Origin of the sequence: Streptomyces sp. Isolate_45 (assembly GCF_024721315.2) — a bacterium.
GTDB lineage: Bacteria > Actinomycetota > Actinomycetes > Streptomycetales > Streptomycetaceae > Streptomyces.
In genome coordinates this window covers 38,612-52,987 of sequence record NZ_JANFAK020000022.1, presented here as the reverse complement: position 1 = coordinate 52,987, position 14,376 = coordinate 38,612, and the positions used below count along the sequence as shown (strand labels likewise).

The 14,376-nt window shown below is 73.8% G+C and carries 9 protein-coding genes; 4 read left to right on the top strand and 5 right to left on the bottom strand.

The window, feature by feature from the left end:
• Window positions 1–292: 292 nt before the first annotated feature.
• From NOD94_RS10225 to NOD94_RS10210, 4 genes are all read left to right on the top strand, one after another.
• Window positions 293–1,264, top strand: a complete 972-nt coding sequence (locus tag NOD94_RS10225) for an alpha/beta hydrolase (protein ID WP_281205487.1) — start codon at window positions 293–295, stop codon at window positions 1,262–1,264.
• Between the two features lie 90 nt (window positions 1,265–1,354).
• The gene (locus NOD94_RS10220) at window positions 1,355–1,546 is read left to right on the top strand and encodes a hypothetical protein (protein WP_281205486.1); all 192 of its coding nucleotides are present in this window, start codon (window positions 1,355–1,357) and stop codon (window positions 1,544–1,546) included.
• 261 nt (window positions 1,547–1,807) lie between these two features.
• A complete protein-coding gene (locus NOD94_RS10215) occupies window positions 1,808–3,148 on the top strand; it encodes a hemolysin family protein (protein WP_281205485.1) in 1,341 nt (446 codons plus the stop codon).
• Entirely contained in the window at window positions 3,145–4,158 is a 1,014-nt protein-coding gene (locus NOD94_RS10210; protein WP_281205484.1) for a hemolysin family protein, read from the top strand. Before NOD94_RS10215 ends, NOD94_RS10210 begins: the two co-directional genes overlap by 4 nt.
• A gap of 26 nt (window positions 4,159–4,184) precedes the next feature.
• On the opposite strand, the gene NOD94_RS10205 is transcribed toward NOD94_RS10210, so the two are convergent.
• From NOD94_RS10205 to NOD94_RS10185, 5 genes are all read right to left on the bottom strand, one after another.
• Window positions 4,185–4,850: a response regulator transcription factor gene (locus NOD94_RS10205; protein WP_281205483.1), complete on the bottom strand. Its 666-nt coding sequence runs from the start codon at window positions 4,848–4,850 to the stop codon at window positions 4,185–4,187.
• The gene (locus NOD94_RS10200; protein WP_281205482.1) at window positions 4,847–5,809 is read right to left on the bottom strand and encodes a HAMP domain-containing sensor histidine kinase; all 963 of its coding nucleotides are present in this window, start codon (window positions 5,807–5,809) and stop codon (window positions 4,847–4,849) included. Before NOD94_RS10200 ends, NOD94_RS10205 begins: the two co-directional genes overlap by 4 nt.
• A 226-nt stretch (window positions 5,810–6,035) precedes the next feature.
• Window positions 6,036–7,424, bottom strand: coding sequence for a M1 family metallopeptidase (locus NOD94_RS10195; RefSeq protein ID WP_281205481.1), 1,389 nt, complete (start codon window positions 7,422–7,424; stop codon window positions 6,036–6,038).
• Window positions 7,425–7,534: 110 nt separating this feature from the next.
• Entirely contained in the window at window positions 7,535–11,452 is a 3,918-nt protein-coding gene (locus NOD94_RS10190; protein WP_281205480.1) for a Pls/PosA family non-ribosomal peptide synthetase, read from the bottom strand.
• A 178-nt stretch (window positions 11,453–11,630) separates the two neighbouring features.
• Window positions 11,631–14,318 (bottom strand): SpoIIE family protein phosphatase/ATP-binding protein, encoded by a 2,688-nt coding sequence (locus NOD94_RS10185; RefSeq protein WP_281205494.1) that lies wholly within the window; start codon window positions 14,316–14,318, stop codon window positions 11,631–11,633.
• Window positions 14,319–14,376 lie beyond the last annotated feature (58 nt).

Sequence of the window (14,376 nt, the reverse complement as noted above, 5' to 3'; positions counted from 1 at the left end):
CGCACCCCGCCCGTCGACGCCACGGCGATCCCGCTCGCCAAGGGCATCGCCGGCGCCGAGCCGACGGTCGTGCCCGGCGGCCCGCACGGCCTGATCCCGACCCGCGCCGACGAGGTCGACTCCGCGCCGCTCGCCTTCCTCGGCCGACCGCAGCCGGGCCCGCCACGACCGACGCGCCGCACCCACCGCGTCCAAGTCCGCACGCGCGGTCGTCGCGGTGTGATCCTGAACGCTGCCCGACGGACGCCCGCGCACGCCGGCGCCGCTGCCCCGCCTCCCCCGAAGGAGACCCGTGCCGAACCGGCCCGACCAGCCGAACCAGCCCGTACTCGAAGCCGCCGCCCAGGCCTTCGCCGACGCCACCGCCAAGCCGCCCTTCCTCTACCAGATCCCCGTCCCCGAGGGCCGCGCGGCCGTCGACGACGTCCAGAGCGGCGAGGGCGTCACCCTGCCCGACGTCGACGAGGAGTGGGTCACCGTCCGGGGCGGGCCGACCGGGGAGGTCCGGGCCCGGATCGTCCGCCCGCGCGGCGCGAGCGGCCCCCTCCCCGTCGTCCTCTACATCCACGGCGCCGGCTGGGTCTTCGGCAACGCCCACACCCACGACCGGCTCGTCCGCGAGCTGGCCGTCGGCACCGGGGCGGCCGTCGTCTTCCCCGAGTACGACCTCTCCCCCGAGGCCCGCTACCCCGTCGCCATCGAGCAGAACTACGCCGTCGCCCAATGGGTGGTCCGCGAAGGGGGCCACAAGGACCTCGACGGAGGCCGCCTCGCCGTCGCCGGCGACTCGGTCGGCGGCAACATGAGCGCCGCCCTCACCCTGATGGCCAAGGAGCGCGGCGACGTCCGCATCGCCCACCAGGTCCTCTTCTACCCGGTGACCGACGCCGCCTTCGACACCGACTCCTACCACCGCTTCGCCGAGGGCTACTTCCTGCGCCGCGAGGCCATGCGGTGGTTCTGGAACCAGTACACGACCGACGCGGCCGAGCGCGCCCGGAGCACCGCCTCCCCGCTGCGCGCCACCGCCGAAGAACTGACCGGCCTGCCGCCCGCCCTGGTCATCACCGCCGAGGCCGACGTCCTGCGCGACGAGGGCGAGGCCTACGCCGCCCGGCTCCGTGCCGCGGGCGTCCCGGTCACCGCCCTGCGCGTCCAGGGAGTCATCCACGACTTCGTCATGCTGAACGCGCTCCGCGGGACCCGGGGGGCCGAACTCGCCATCAGCCTCGCCGTCGACACCCTGCGCAGGGCCCTGGCATAGGGCGTGTCGTCCCGGGCGCGGCCGCCGCGCCCGGGACGTCCCGCCCTCCCCCGACCCCGCCGCGCGCACTGACCGGGGGAGCCACTCCGGATGACCACCGACTCCGGCGACGGCGGGCCCGGCGGCCCCGACTCCTCCGCGCTCCTCGAACGGCGCCCCGAACGCCGCCACGAACCGGACCTGAGGTCGATGACGCGGATCAACCTGCGCCCCATCGCCCCGCCGATGCCTCTCGGCTCCGGGGTCGAACCCGGCGACCCGACGGCGTCCTCCATCAGGTGACTTACGCATCTGACGGATGCGGCCATTCCGCTTCGCCCGAACGGCAGGGGTCGGGCGGGCGTGGGGCGGGCGCCGGGCGCCGCAATTTACTTGCCCTTTACCATTGGTTCGCGGATACTGTCCGTAACCACAACTGTCCGGGCCGAGCCCGGCCCCACCGAGTAGCGAATGGAGCGCAGGACCCGCAATGGGTGAACCTCCCAGTCCACGCCGTGCCACGCCCAGCCCGCAGCAGCGAAGTCGGGAAGCGGGGGTGGCACGGTGACCGAAGTCCTGCTGCTCCTCCTCGCCCTGGCGCTGACCCTGGCGTGCGCGGTGTTCGTAGCCGCCGAATTCTCCCTCACCACCGTCGAACGCAGCGAGCTCGAACGCGCCGTCGCGGCGGGTGAACGCGGCGCCGAGAGCGCCCTGAAGGCCGCCAAGCGGCTCACCTTCCAGCTGTCCGGCGCCCAGCTGGGCATCACCGTGACCTCGCTGGTCATCGGCATGCTCGCCGAGCCGTCCGTCTCCGCCCTGCTGCGCGGCCCGCTGGAGGCCGCCGGGGTGCCCGCCGGCGCCGTCCCGACCATCGCGACCCTGCTGGGCGTGGCCCTGTCGACCGTCGTCCTGATGGTGGTCGGCGAGCTGGTCCCGAAGAACTGGGCGATCTCCCGGCCGCTGGCCGTGGCCAAGGTCGTCGCGGGCCCGCAGCGCGGCTTCACCGCCGCCTTCGCCCCGCTGATCCGGCACCTGAACAACACCGCGAACCGGCTCGTACGCCGCTTCGGGCTGGAGCCGGCCGAGGAGCTGGCCTCCGCGCGGACGCCGGAGGAGCTGGTGGCGCTCGCCCGGCACTCCGCCCGCGAGGGCGCCATCGAGGCGGACTCGGCCGAGCTGTTCGTGCGCACCCTGCACCTGGCCGAGCTGACCTCCGAGAACGTCATGACCCCGCGCATCGACGTCCAGGCTCTGGAGCTCCACGCCACGGCGGCCGACGCCGCGAACCTGACGCTCGCCACCGGCCTGTCCCGCTTCCCCGTCTACCGCGACTCCCTGGACGAGGTCGTCGGCACCGTCCACATCCGCGACGTCCTCGACCTCGACGAGGACAAGCGGCCGCTGACCCCGGTGGCCGACCTGATGACCTCGGCGCTGCTCGTACCGCACTCCCTGCCCGTGGACACCCTGCTCGGACGCCTGCGCAAGGCCCGCACCATGGCGGTGGTGATCGACGAGTACGGCGGCACCGCCGGCGTCGTCACGGTCGAGGACATCGTCGAGGAGGTCGTGGGCGAGGTCCGCGACGAACACGACCCCGTCGAGGTCCCCGACCTCATCGAGGGCCCGGAGCACGCCGGCCGCAAGGTGTGGGAGGCCGACGGCAGCGTCCGCGTCGACGAACTGGAGGAGATCGGCTTCGCCGTCCCCGAAGGCCCGTACGAGACGCTGGCCGGCCTCGTCGCCACCCGCCTGACCCGGATCCCCGTCGAGGGCGACACCATCACCGTCGACGGTTGGGAACTCACCGTCCTCGACATAGACCACCACCGCGCCGACCGGGTCACGGTCACCGCGCCCGCCGCATCCGACGAGGACGCCGACTCCGGGGAGGAGAACCGATGACCGCGGTCCAGCTGCTGATCGGCGCACTGACGCTGCTCACCAACGCCTTCTTCGTCGGCGCCGAGTTCGCCCTGATCTCGGTGCGCCGCAGCCAGATCGAACCGGCCGCCCTCAAGGGCAGCCTGCGCGCCCGCACCACGCTGTGGGCACTGGAACACCTCTCCGCGATGATGGCCACCGCCCAGCTCGGCATCACCGTCTCCTCCCTGGTCCTCGGAGCGGTCGCCGAACCGGCCATCGCCCACCTCCTGGAACCGCCCTTCGCCGCGATCGGGGTCCCCGAGGCGCTGATCCACCCGATCGCGTTCGTCCTCGCGCTGGCCGTGGCGACCTACCTGCACATGCTGATCGGCGAGATGGTCCCGAAGAACATCGCGCTCGCCGCGCCCGCGCCGACCGCCCTGCTGCTGGCGCCGCCGCTGGTGGCCCTCACCCGGGCGCTGCGCCCGTTCGTGTTCGGCATCAACGCCTTCGCCAACGCGCTGCTGCGGCTGCTGAAGGTCGAGCCGAAGGACGAGGTGGGCTCGGTCTTCACGGACGAGGAACTCGCCCGCCTGGTCAAGGACTCCAGCGCCGCCGGGCTCCTCGGTGCCGAGGACGGGGAACGGCTCCGGGACGCGCTCGCGCTCGGCAAGCGGCCCGTCGGCGAGATCACCATCCCGCGCGCCGAGTTCGTCACCGTCCCCTTCGGGACCACCCCGCGCGGCCTGGAACGCACCGCGGCGGACCACGGCTTCTCCCGGCTGGTCGTCGCCGGCCCGGAGGGCGAGATCATGGGCTTCCTGCACATCAAGGACGCCCTGGGCGTCGCCGACCGGACCGCCCCGTTCCCGCGCTCGGCGCTGCACACCGTCACCCGGGTCGGCAGCGGCACCCCGCTGGACGACACGATGAACGCGATGCGCGCCGCCGGCACCCACCTCGCCGCCGTCACCGACGACGGCGGCGCGGTCATCGGCTTCGTCACGATGGAGGACGTGCTGGAGGAACTCGTCGGCGAGGCCGCCTGAGCCGGGCCCTGACCGGACCCGGGGGCTCAGGGTTCGATCAGGCCGACGCGGATCGCGTAGCGGGTGAGTTCCAGGCGGTCGCGCATGCCGAGCTTCTGGAGCAGGTTCGCCCGGTGGCGTTCCACCGTCTTGGCGCTGATGACGAGGAGGTCGCCGATCTCCTTCGAGGAGTGCCCCTCGGCGACCAGCTTGAGGATCTCCTCCTCCCGCTCGGTGATCGCCCGGGCGGGCAGCGGGTGCCCTTGACGGGCCCGGTCCAGGTAGTTGCGGATCAGGGTGGTCTCGGCGCCGGGGTAGATGAACGGCTCGTCACGGATGGCGGCCCGGCAGGCCTCGACGAGGTCCCGGTCGGCGACGGACTTCGGGACGTAGCCGGCCGCCCCGGCCCTGAGGGCTTCGAAGAAGTACTGCTCGTTGTCGTACATGGTCAGGATGAGGATGCGCAGCCCCGGCCGGAGTCGGGAGAGCTCTCGGGCGGCCTGGAGTCCGGTCATCCGCGGCATGGCGACGTCCAGGACGGCGAGGTCCACGTCCTGCGACCGGGCCAGGGCGACGGCCTCGGCGCCGTCCCCGGCCTCGGCGACCACCGTGAGGTCGGGTTCGGAGTCGAGGATGAGGCGGACGCCGCGCCGGACGAGGGCGTGGTCGTCGGCCAGCAGGACCCGGGTCGGGGCCGGTCGCGGTGCGGTCATCGATGGGTCTCCTCGGTCCCGCTGCCCGCGGGTACGTCCAGCCGTACGTCGGTGCCGCCGTGCGGCGCGGGGGCGAGCGCGAGGCCGGCGCCGATGAGCAGGGCCCGTTCGCGCATGCCCTGGATCCCGGCGCCCTCTACGGCGGGGCGGAGGCCGGCGCCGTTGTCCCGGACGAGGAGCCGGACGGCTCCGGCCGGTCGGTGGGACAGCCGTACCTCCACCTCGGTCGCCCGCGCGTGGCGGGCGGCGTTGGTGAGGGCCTCCTGCGCGACCCGGTAGACGACCAGTTCGCAGGCGTCGTCCAGGGTCGGCAGGCCGGGCGCGATGTGGTGCCGCACGGTCAGCGAGGGAGTGGTGAACTCGGCGGCGAGGGCCCGCAGGGCGCTGTGCAGGCCGAGTTCCTCCAGGACCCCGGGCCGTAGCCGGCGGGCGATGCGCCGGATCTCGTCCAGGCTCGCGCGGGTGGTCTCCTGGACCTGGTGGAGGTCCTCGCGCAGCGGGCCGGGGGCCCGGTCGGCGGTGTGCTTGAGCTGGAGAAGGACCGCGGTGAGGGTCTGGCCGACCTCGTCGTGGAGTTCCTGGGCGATGCGGCGCCGTTCGGCCTCCTGGGCGGAGAGCGCACGGGCGCTGCTGGTGGCGCGTTCCGCTTCGAGGCGGGCCAGCATGGCGTTGAACGAGGTGGTGAGTTCGGCCATCTCCCCCGGGCCCTCGACCGGGGCGCGGCTGCCGGGACGCAGCAGGTCGACCGACGCCATGGCGCGGGCGAGCCGGGCCAGCGGGGCGAGGGCGACGCGCAGCAGGACGGCGTTGGCGACGAGCATGGCGGCGAGCCCGAGACCCAGGACGATCGCCTCGCCCAGCAGGACCGGAGTGGAGACGGTGACCGGGCCGAGGAGCAGCAGGACGGCCACCGCGAAGACGGCCGCGTTGAGGAGGAAGATGCGCCAGTACAACGACACGACCGCGCTCTCCCCTCGTTCCACCTGCCGGACCTCTCGACGCCAGCCAGGCCGTCGCCTTCCGTGCCGCGCACCACACCCGCCGTGACCTGCTGCGGGGCCTCCCCTGCGGCCCAGCCTGACGGTGGGAACCGTCCCTGTCCATCCGTGCCGACACCCATACCGGCCGGACGGGCCCCGGCCGGCCCCACGGGCCCGGGCCGCACCCGTCTCCGGGCCCGGTCCGTCAGAGGCCGAGGGCGGGCGGGGGGCTCGCGTTCGTCGGCAGGTGGCGGGGTCTGGCCGGTATCGGCGGGGCGGGCAGCGGCGGGAGCGCGGGCTCGTACAGCCAGGCCGCGAACAGTTCGTCCACGGGCCCGTCCGCGTAGCGGGCGACGTGGGCGGTGAACGCCGCCGTGGTCACCACGCCGTGGCGGTGCGCGGCCGTCCAGTCGCGGAGCATGCGGAAGAACGCGGTGTCGCCGAGGGCGCAGCGGACGGCGTGCACGGTGAGTCCGCCGCGCTCGTAGAGCCGGTCGTCGAACATCAGCTTGCGGCCCGGGTCGGCGAGCTTCAGGTCCTGGGCCCGCGAGGCGAGCACCCGGTGGGCCACGGCCGCGCGCTCGTGGGCGGTGTGGCCGCCGGAGCGTTCCGACCAGAGCCACTCCGCGTACTTGGCGAGGCCCTCGTTCAACCAGATGTGCCGCCAGTCGGCGATGGTCACGCTGTTGCCGAACCACTGGTGGGCGAGTTCGTGGGCGATGAGGCGCTCCGAGCCGCGCACGCCGTCCACGTGGTTGGCGCCGAACAGGGAAAGCCCCTGCGCCTCGACCGGGACGTCCAGTTCCTCGTCGGCGACGACCACCGCGTACTCGCCGAACGGGTAGGGCCCGAACAGTTCCTCGAAGAGCCGCATCATGGCGGGCTGGCGGGCGAAGTCGCGGGAGAACCGGGCCAGCAGGTGCGCCGGCACGTACGCGCTCTGGGGGACGCCGTCGAGGCCGGGGTCGCCGAGGAGCACCGTCTGGTAGAGGCCGATGGACAGGCCGACGAGGTAGCTGGAGGTGGGCGCGGACTGCTCGTACACCCAGGTGGTAGTGCTGGCCCTGGTCGTACGGGTCAGCAGCCGGCCGCCGGCCACGACCGTGTAGGCGGAGGGCGTGTTGACGGACAGGTGGTACGAGGCCTTGTCGGCGGGCCGGTCGTTGCACGGGTACCAGGACGGCGCCCCGACGGGCTGGCTGGCCACCAGCGCGCCGTCCGTCAGTTCCTCCCAGCCGAGGCCGCCCCAGGGGCTGCGCACGGGCTTGGGGTTGCCCGCCCACTGCACCTCCACGGTGAAGGCGGAGCCGGCGGGCAGCGGCTTGGTGGGCCGCAGGCGGAGCTTGCCGCTGCGGTGGGTGTAGTGCGGTGCCCTGCCGTTCACCAGGATCCGGCCGACCTTGAAGTCGGCGAGGTCCAGGGCGAACTCGGTGAGCGGCGCGCGCCCGGCGATCGCGCTGATCCTGGCGGTGCCGGCCAGCCGGTTGGGAGCGGGCCGGTATTCCAGAGCGAGTTCGTACCGGTGCACTCGGTAACGGGGATCGCCGTTGGCCGGAAAGTACGGGTCGGTTGCCGCTGTCCTCTGGCCGTTCACTGACGCTTCCGCTCCCTGCGCTGTGCTCGTGCGACGTGCTCGTACGACGTGTCCGTGTTGCCGTGCCGGCGCCCGCCGGGCCCGGCCGGCGCACGGGCCGCCGTACGGACTCAGGACCGCCACGCCTCGATCGGATTGCCCAGCCAGCGGGTGTCGGCGGGGACGGATTCCCCGGCCATCACGAGGGAGGCGGGTCCCAGGGTGCTGCGGGCTCCGACCGTGCTCCCGGGCAGGACGATTCCGCCCGGGCCCAGGGTGGCGCCCTCGCGGAGGACCACAGTATCCGTCCTCAAGATCCGGTCGTGGAAGAGGTGGGTCTGCAACACACAGCCCCGGTTCACGCTGACCGCGTCACCCAGGGTCACCAGGTCGGTCTCGGGCAGCCAGTAGCTCTCGCACCACACGCCGCGTCCGATCCGCGCCCCGAGGCCGCGCAGCCACAGGGTCATCAGGGGCGTGCCGGGTACGGATCCGGCCAGCCAGGGCACGGCCAGGACCTCGACGAAGGTGTCGGCCAGCTCGTTGCGCCACACGAAGCCGCTCCACAGTGGGTGCTCCCCCGTCCGGTGCCGGCCCACGAGCAGCCACTTGGCGGCCGCGGAGGTCAGGCAGGCGGCCGCGCCGGCGACGAGCAGGACGACTCCGGACAGCAGGGCGGCCACCCAGGCTCCCGGCCCGCTCGCGGTCATCAGCGCGCACAGCCCCGCCGCGGTCAGGACGGCCAGCGCGGCCGAGCAGAACACGGGGACGAGGCGGCACAGCTCGACCAGGCCGCGTGCCCACAGCAGGCGGGCGGGCGGGTCGTAGGTCCGGCTCCGGTCGGCGGCAGCGGCGGACCGCGGCAGCCTGACCGGCGGCAGGCCCAGGTACGAACTGCCCTTCTTGGCCTTCTTCGGGGTCGCGGACAGGACGCCGACCAGCCCGTCGTCCGGGACGGAGCGGCCCGGCGCGGTCATCCCGGAGTTGCCGAGGAACGCCCGGCGGCCGATCTCGGAGGGCCCGATCCGCATCCAGCCGCCGCCCAGCTCGTAGGGGGCCGTCAGCGTGTCGTCGGCGAGGAACGCGCCCTCGCCGACGGTGGTGAGGCTGGGCAGGGCGAGCACGGTCGACACCTCGGCGCCCCGGCCGATCTTCATGCCGAGGAGCCGCAGCCACACGGGGGTGATCAGACCGGCGTACAGCGGGAAGAGGGTTTCCCGGGAGAGGTCCATCAGCTGGGTGACGGTCCAGGCCTGCCAGCCGATCCGGCTGTGCGTCGGATGGTTGCCGGTGCGCAGGCCGAGGCTGAGCAAGCGTACGGAGACCAGGAGCAGCAGCGCGTACGCCAGCCCGAACGCGAGCGCCCCGGGCACCACGGCGAGCAGCGCCGCCCGCAGCGCCTGCCCGAGCCCGGCATCGGCCGGCACGAACCGGCTGACGACGAGCAGCGCCGGGAGGGCCGCCAGTAGGGGCAGGGCGGTCAGGCACAGGCCGCTGGCCCCGTACATGGCGCGCCAGGCGAGCGACCGCGGCGGGCGGTGGCCGGGCGGCCAGTTGCGCTTGGCCTTGCCGAGCTTGTGGGCGGGCGCCCCGGCCCAGCGCTGACCGGTCGGGACCTGTCCGACGACGGCGGAGCCGGGGGCGACCTCGGCCCGCTTGCCGACGCGGGCGCCCGGGAAGAGCAGGCTGCGCGTGCCGACGACCGCTCCGGCCCCGACCTTCACGGGGCCGATCTCCAGCCGGTCCCCGTCGAGCCAGTGCCCGGAGAGGTCCACCTCGGACTCGACGGCGCAGCCGCGGCCGAGCTTGAGCATGCCGGTGACCGGGGGCAGGGAGTGCAGGTCCACCTCGGGGCCGATCTTGGCGCCGAGGGCCCGCGCGTAGCGCTCCAGCCAGGATCCGCTGAGCGAGGTCGCGCCCGCGCACTCGGCGAGCCGCTCGGCCGTCCACAGCCTCAGGTGCACGCTGCCGCCGCGCGGGTACCGTCCGGGCCTGACCCCGCGCAGCAGCAGCCGGGCGCCGCCCGCGGCGATGGCGAGGCGGCCCGGAGGGCTGAAGAGGAGGACGGCGCCCGCGCCGACGAGCCACCACGGGGCGGTCGGCGCCCACGGGTAGGCCCCGAACCGGTGCAGGACGTTGCCGAGGGCCAGCAGCGCCACGGTCCAGCGCAGCCCGACCAGGGTGAAAAGCGGGAGCAGCAGCAGCGTCTGGATCACCTGGGAGCGGAGCCGGACGGGCGCGACGGTGCGGGCGGCCCCGTCGTCCTGCACGGACTTCTCCAGCCGCCGGGCCAGCTTGCGCAGGGTGGGCTGCTGGTAGATGTCGAGGACGGCCGCGCTCGGGTAGCGGGTGCGCAGTCGGGTGGTGAGCTGTGCGGCGGCGAGGCTGTTGCCGCCGATCGCGAAGAAGTCGTCGCCGGCGCCGGCGACGGCCACGCCCAGGGTCTCGGTCCACTGCTCGGCGAGCCAGGCCTCGGTGCCGTACAGCTGCTCGGTGGGGCCGGTGGGCTGTACGTCGGGCAGCGGCCAGGGCAGCGCGTCGCGGTCCACCTTGCCGGAGGTGCGGGTCGGCAGCGCCTCGACGGGCGCCAGGAGCGGTACGAGGGCGGCGGGCAGTTCCGCGCGGAGCCGTTCGACGGCCGCCGCGTGGTCCCAGCCGTCCTGGGTGACGAGGTAGCCGACGAGGAGCTGGTTGCCGCTGCGCGCGGTGCGGACGGCGGCGGCCGCGCCGGCGACGCCGGGCAGTGCCTGGAGCGCGGCGTCCACCTCGCCGAGTTCGATCCGCCGGCCGCCGAGCTTGATCTGCTCGTCGCCGCGGCCGAGGAAGACCAGCCCTTCCGGTTCGGCGCGGACCAGGTCGCCGCTGCGGTAGGCGCGCTCCCAGCCGAGAGATTCCAGCGGGGCGTACTTCTCGGCGTCCTTCGCCGGGTCGAGGTAGCGGGCGAGGCCGACTCCGCCGATCACGAGCTGGCCGCTGCCGCCCATGGGCACCGGTTCCCCGGACTCGTCGACGACGGCCAGTTCCCAGCCGTTCAGCGGGAGGCCGATGCGGATGGGTTCCTCGCCGGTCAGCAGGGAGGCGCAGGCGACGACGGTGGCCTCGGTGGGCCCGTACGTGTTCCAGACCTCGCGGCCCTCGGTGACCAGCCGCTGGGTCAGTTCGGGCGGGCAGGCCTCGCCGCCGAAGATCAGCAACCGGACCTCGTTGAGGCTCTCGGACTCCCAGAGCGCGGCGAGGGTCGGGACGGTGGAGACGACCGTGATCTCCTGTTCCACCAGCCAGGGGCCGAGGTCGGCGCCGCTGCGGACCTGGGAGCGCGGTACGGGCACCAGGCAGGCGCCGTAGCGCCAGGCGAGCCACATCTCCTCGCAGGAGGCGTCGAAGGCGACGGACAGTCCGGCCATGACCCGGTCGCCGGGCCCGATCGGTTCCTCGGTGAGGAAGAGCGCGGCCTCGGCGTCGACGAAGGCGGCGGCGCTGCGGTGGCTGACGGCGACGCCCTTGGGTTTGCCGGTGGAGCCGGAGGTGAAGATGATCCAGGCGTCGTGCTCGGGGCCCGGCCGGGCGGCGGGTGCCTCGCCGGCGGTCCCGGTGACGTCGACGCGCTGCCCGGCGCCCAGGACGGCCCGGACGCCGGCCTCGCCGAAGACCAGCTCGGCGCGTTCGTCGGGGTCCTCGGCGTCGACGGGGACGTAGGCGGCGCCCGCGGCGAGGACCGCGAGGACGGACGCGTACAGCTCGTTGGTGCCGGAGGGGACGCGGACGCCGACCCGGTCGCCGAGTCCGACCCCGGCGGCGGCGAGGGCGCGCCTGCGGCGCTCGACGTCGGCGGCCAGGGCGCGGTAGGTGAGCCGGGAGGTCCCGTCGTCCAGGGCGAGCTCGTCGGGGTGGGCCCGTACGGAGGCTTCGAAGACGTCGACGAGGGTGCGCACGGGGGCAGCGGGTCCGGCCGTGAAACGGGCGGACTTGCCGGGCTCGCCGGGGGCGTCGTCCCCCGCGCTCCCGCCGTCGAGCAGAGTGAGTTCACCGTGCTCAGGTGTGGCTGCCATCGGCCCTCGCGTCTTCGCTCCCGGATGTGTCCGGGTCGCCGGCGGAGCCCGGGTCTGCCCGGGTTGTTCCGGTCCGGCGCCAAACAACCTGCCATTCTAGTGCGACATCAAGGATTTTCTCGTTGAACCCTTGGTGGCGTGTCCGGGAACGGACGGTGCGGCGCCGGGGCCGGCACGGTCAGATCGGGTCCACGTCCAGGAAGGCCGCCAGGGCCGGCTCCGGGGCGCCGGGGCCGCCCGCGCTGCCGGGGAGGGTCTGTTCGGCCCAGATGACCTTGCCCTCGGGGGTGTAGCGGGTGCCCCAGTGCTCGCTGAGCTGGGCGACCAGGAACAGGCCGCGTCCGCCCTCGTCGGTGGTGGCCGCGTATCGCAGGTGGGGGGCGGTGCTGCTGCCGTCCCAGACCTCGCAGGTCAGGGTCTGGTCGTGCAGCAGCCGCACGCGGACGGGGGCGGTGCCGTGCCGCAGGGCGTTGGTGATCAGTTCGCTGAGGATCAGCTCGGTGGCGAAGGAGAGTTCTTCGAGGCCCCACTCCTCGAGCTTGCGGGCCGCGGCGCCCCGCAGGACGCCGACCGCGCTCGGCTCGAACGGCACCTCCCACTGGACGACCCGGTCCGGGCCGAGGGTCCGGGTCCGGGCGATGAGCAGGGCAACGTCGTCGGTGGGCCGGTCGGGCAGCAGCAGGTCGAGGACGGCCCGGCAGCTCTCGTGGGGATCGCGGTCGGGGTGGCTGAGCGCGCGGCGCAGCAGTTCCAGGCCCTCGGCGATGTCCCGGGTGCGTTCCTCGACCAGTCCGTCCGTGTAGAGGACGAGCTGGCTGCCCTCGGCCAGCCGGAGCTCGGCGGTTTCGAACGGCATGCCGCCCAGGCCCAGTGGGGGTCCGGCCGGGAGTTCCACGATCTCCGTCGAGCCGTCGGGGGCGACGAGCAGGGGTGGCAGGTGCCCGGCGCGGGCCATGGTGCAGTTCCGCGACACCGGGTCGTAGATGGCGTACAGGCAGGTCGCGCCGAGGATCCCGCCGTCCCCGTCGCCACCGTCCCCGTCGTGGTCGATGCGCTGGACGAGGTCGTCCAGGCGGGCGAGGATCTCGTCGGGCGGCAGGTCGAGGGAGGAAAAGTTGTGCACCGCCGTGCGCAGCCGCCCCATGGTGGCGGCGGCGTGCAGGCCGTGCCCGACGACGTCCCCGACGACCAGGGCGACGCGGCTGCCGGGCAGCGGGATCACGTCGAACCAGTCGCCGCCGACCCCGGACTGGGCGGGCAGGTAGAAGTGGGCCACGTCCACGGCGCTCTGCTCGGGCAGGGCGCGGGGCAGCAGGCTGCGCTGGAGGGTCTCGGCGAGGGCGTGTTCGCGGGTGTAGCGGCGGGCGTTGTCCATGCTGACGGCCGCGCGGGCGACGAGTTCCTCGGCCAGCGACAGCTCGTCCTCGTCGAACGGCTCGGGTTTCTGCGAGCGCCAGAAGTTGACCACGCCGAGGACGACGCCCCGGGCCCGCAGCGGCGCGGCGATCAGGGAGTGGATGCCGTAGTCGATGATGGCCTGCGCGCGCGGGGGGTCCTGGGCGTGCCAGCCGGGCGCTTCGGCCAGGTCGGGGACCAGCTCGGCCCGGCCGGTGCCGTACCCGCGCGCCTGGGGGGTGGACGGCAGGAAGTCGATCAGCCGGCCGCGGGGGTAGAGGGGGTGGTCGGAGCGGATGCCGTGGACGGCGGTGCGCCGCATGTCGGCGTCGGGGCCGGGTTCGTCGCCGACGAGGACGGGATCGGCCAGGTCGACGGTGACGTAGTCCGCGAATCGGGGGACGGCGACGGCGGCGAGTTCCTCGGCGGTCCGCACGACGTCCAGGCTGGTACCGATGTCGCCGCCGGCGTCGTACAGCAGTTTCAGGCGCCGCCGGGCCGTGTCGGCGCGGGTGGTCAGGACCTGCATCTCGGTGGAGTCCCGGATGGTGACGGCGGTCCCCTCGGGCCGGCCGCCGGGGTGGGTGAGCCGCTGGTTGACGACGAGCAGGCGGTCGCCGCTCTCGATCACCTCGTCGGTGGCGACCCGCGCGGACAGCAGCAGGTCGGCCATCCGCCGGTCCAGGCCCGGTACCTCGCCCAGGTGGCGGCCGTCGGCGTCGTCCGGGAGGCCGAGGAGGCGTTTGGCCTCGTCGTTCGCGAGGAGCAGCCGCCCGTCGCCGTCGGTGATGAGCACCCCTTCGCGGACGGCGTGGAGCACCGCGTCGTGGTGCTCGTACATCCGGGTCATCTCCTGCGTGCCGAGCCCGTGGGTCTGGCGGCGCAGTCTTCGGCTGATCAGCCAGGTGCCGACGGTGGCCAGGGCCAGGCCGGTGGCGATGGCCAGCAGGATGACGGGGAGCTGGCGGTCGACGACCCCGCTGACGTTCTTCACGGTCAGGCCCGCCGACACCAGGCCGATGACCTGGCCGTCCGACGCGGTGACCGGGACGATCGCCTGGATCTCCTTGCCGAGCGGGCCCTGCACGCTCTCGGTGTGGACCTGCCCCGCCAGTGAGGGTTCGATGGTGCCGACGAACCGTTTCCCGATGCGGTCGGGCTGGGGATGGGTGTAGCGGATGCCGTTGGTGTCCATCACGACGATGAAGTCGACACCGGCGGCCTTGCGGGTTTCCTCGGTGAGCGGCTGCAGCAGGGCGGAGGGGTTCCGGGACTCCAGGGCAGCCGGGAGTCCGATGGAGTGCGCGAAGGTCTCCGCGACGGAGACCGACCTGTTGCGCGCCTCGCGGTCGATGTCGTGCCGGGACTGGAGTACGAGCGCCAGCAGCGATCCGGCGGCGAGCAACACCACGATCGCCACCTGGAGGATGAATACCTGTCCGGCGACGCTCTTGAACCGGTTGCCTAGCAGTGACCGCACCGACGTGCCCGGCACGGGTGGCAGAGAAAGGTCACGAACCCAGTTGTAG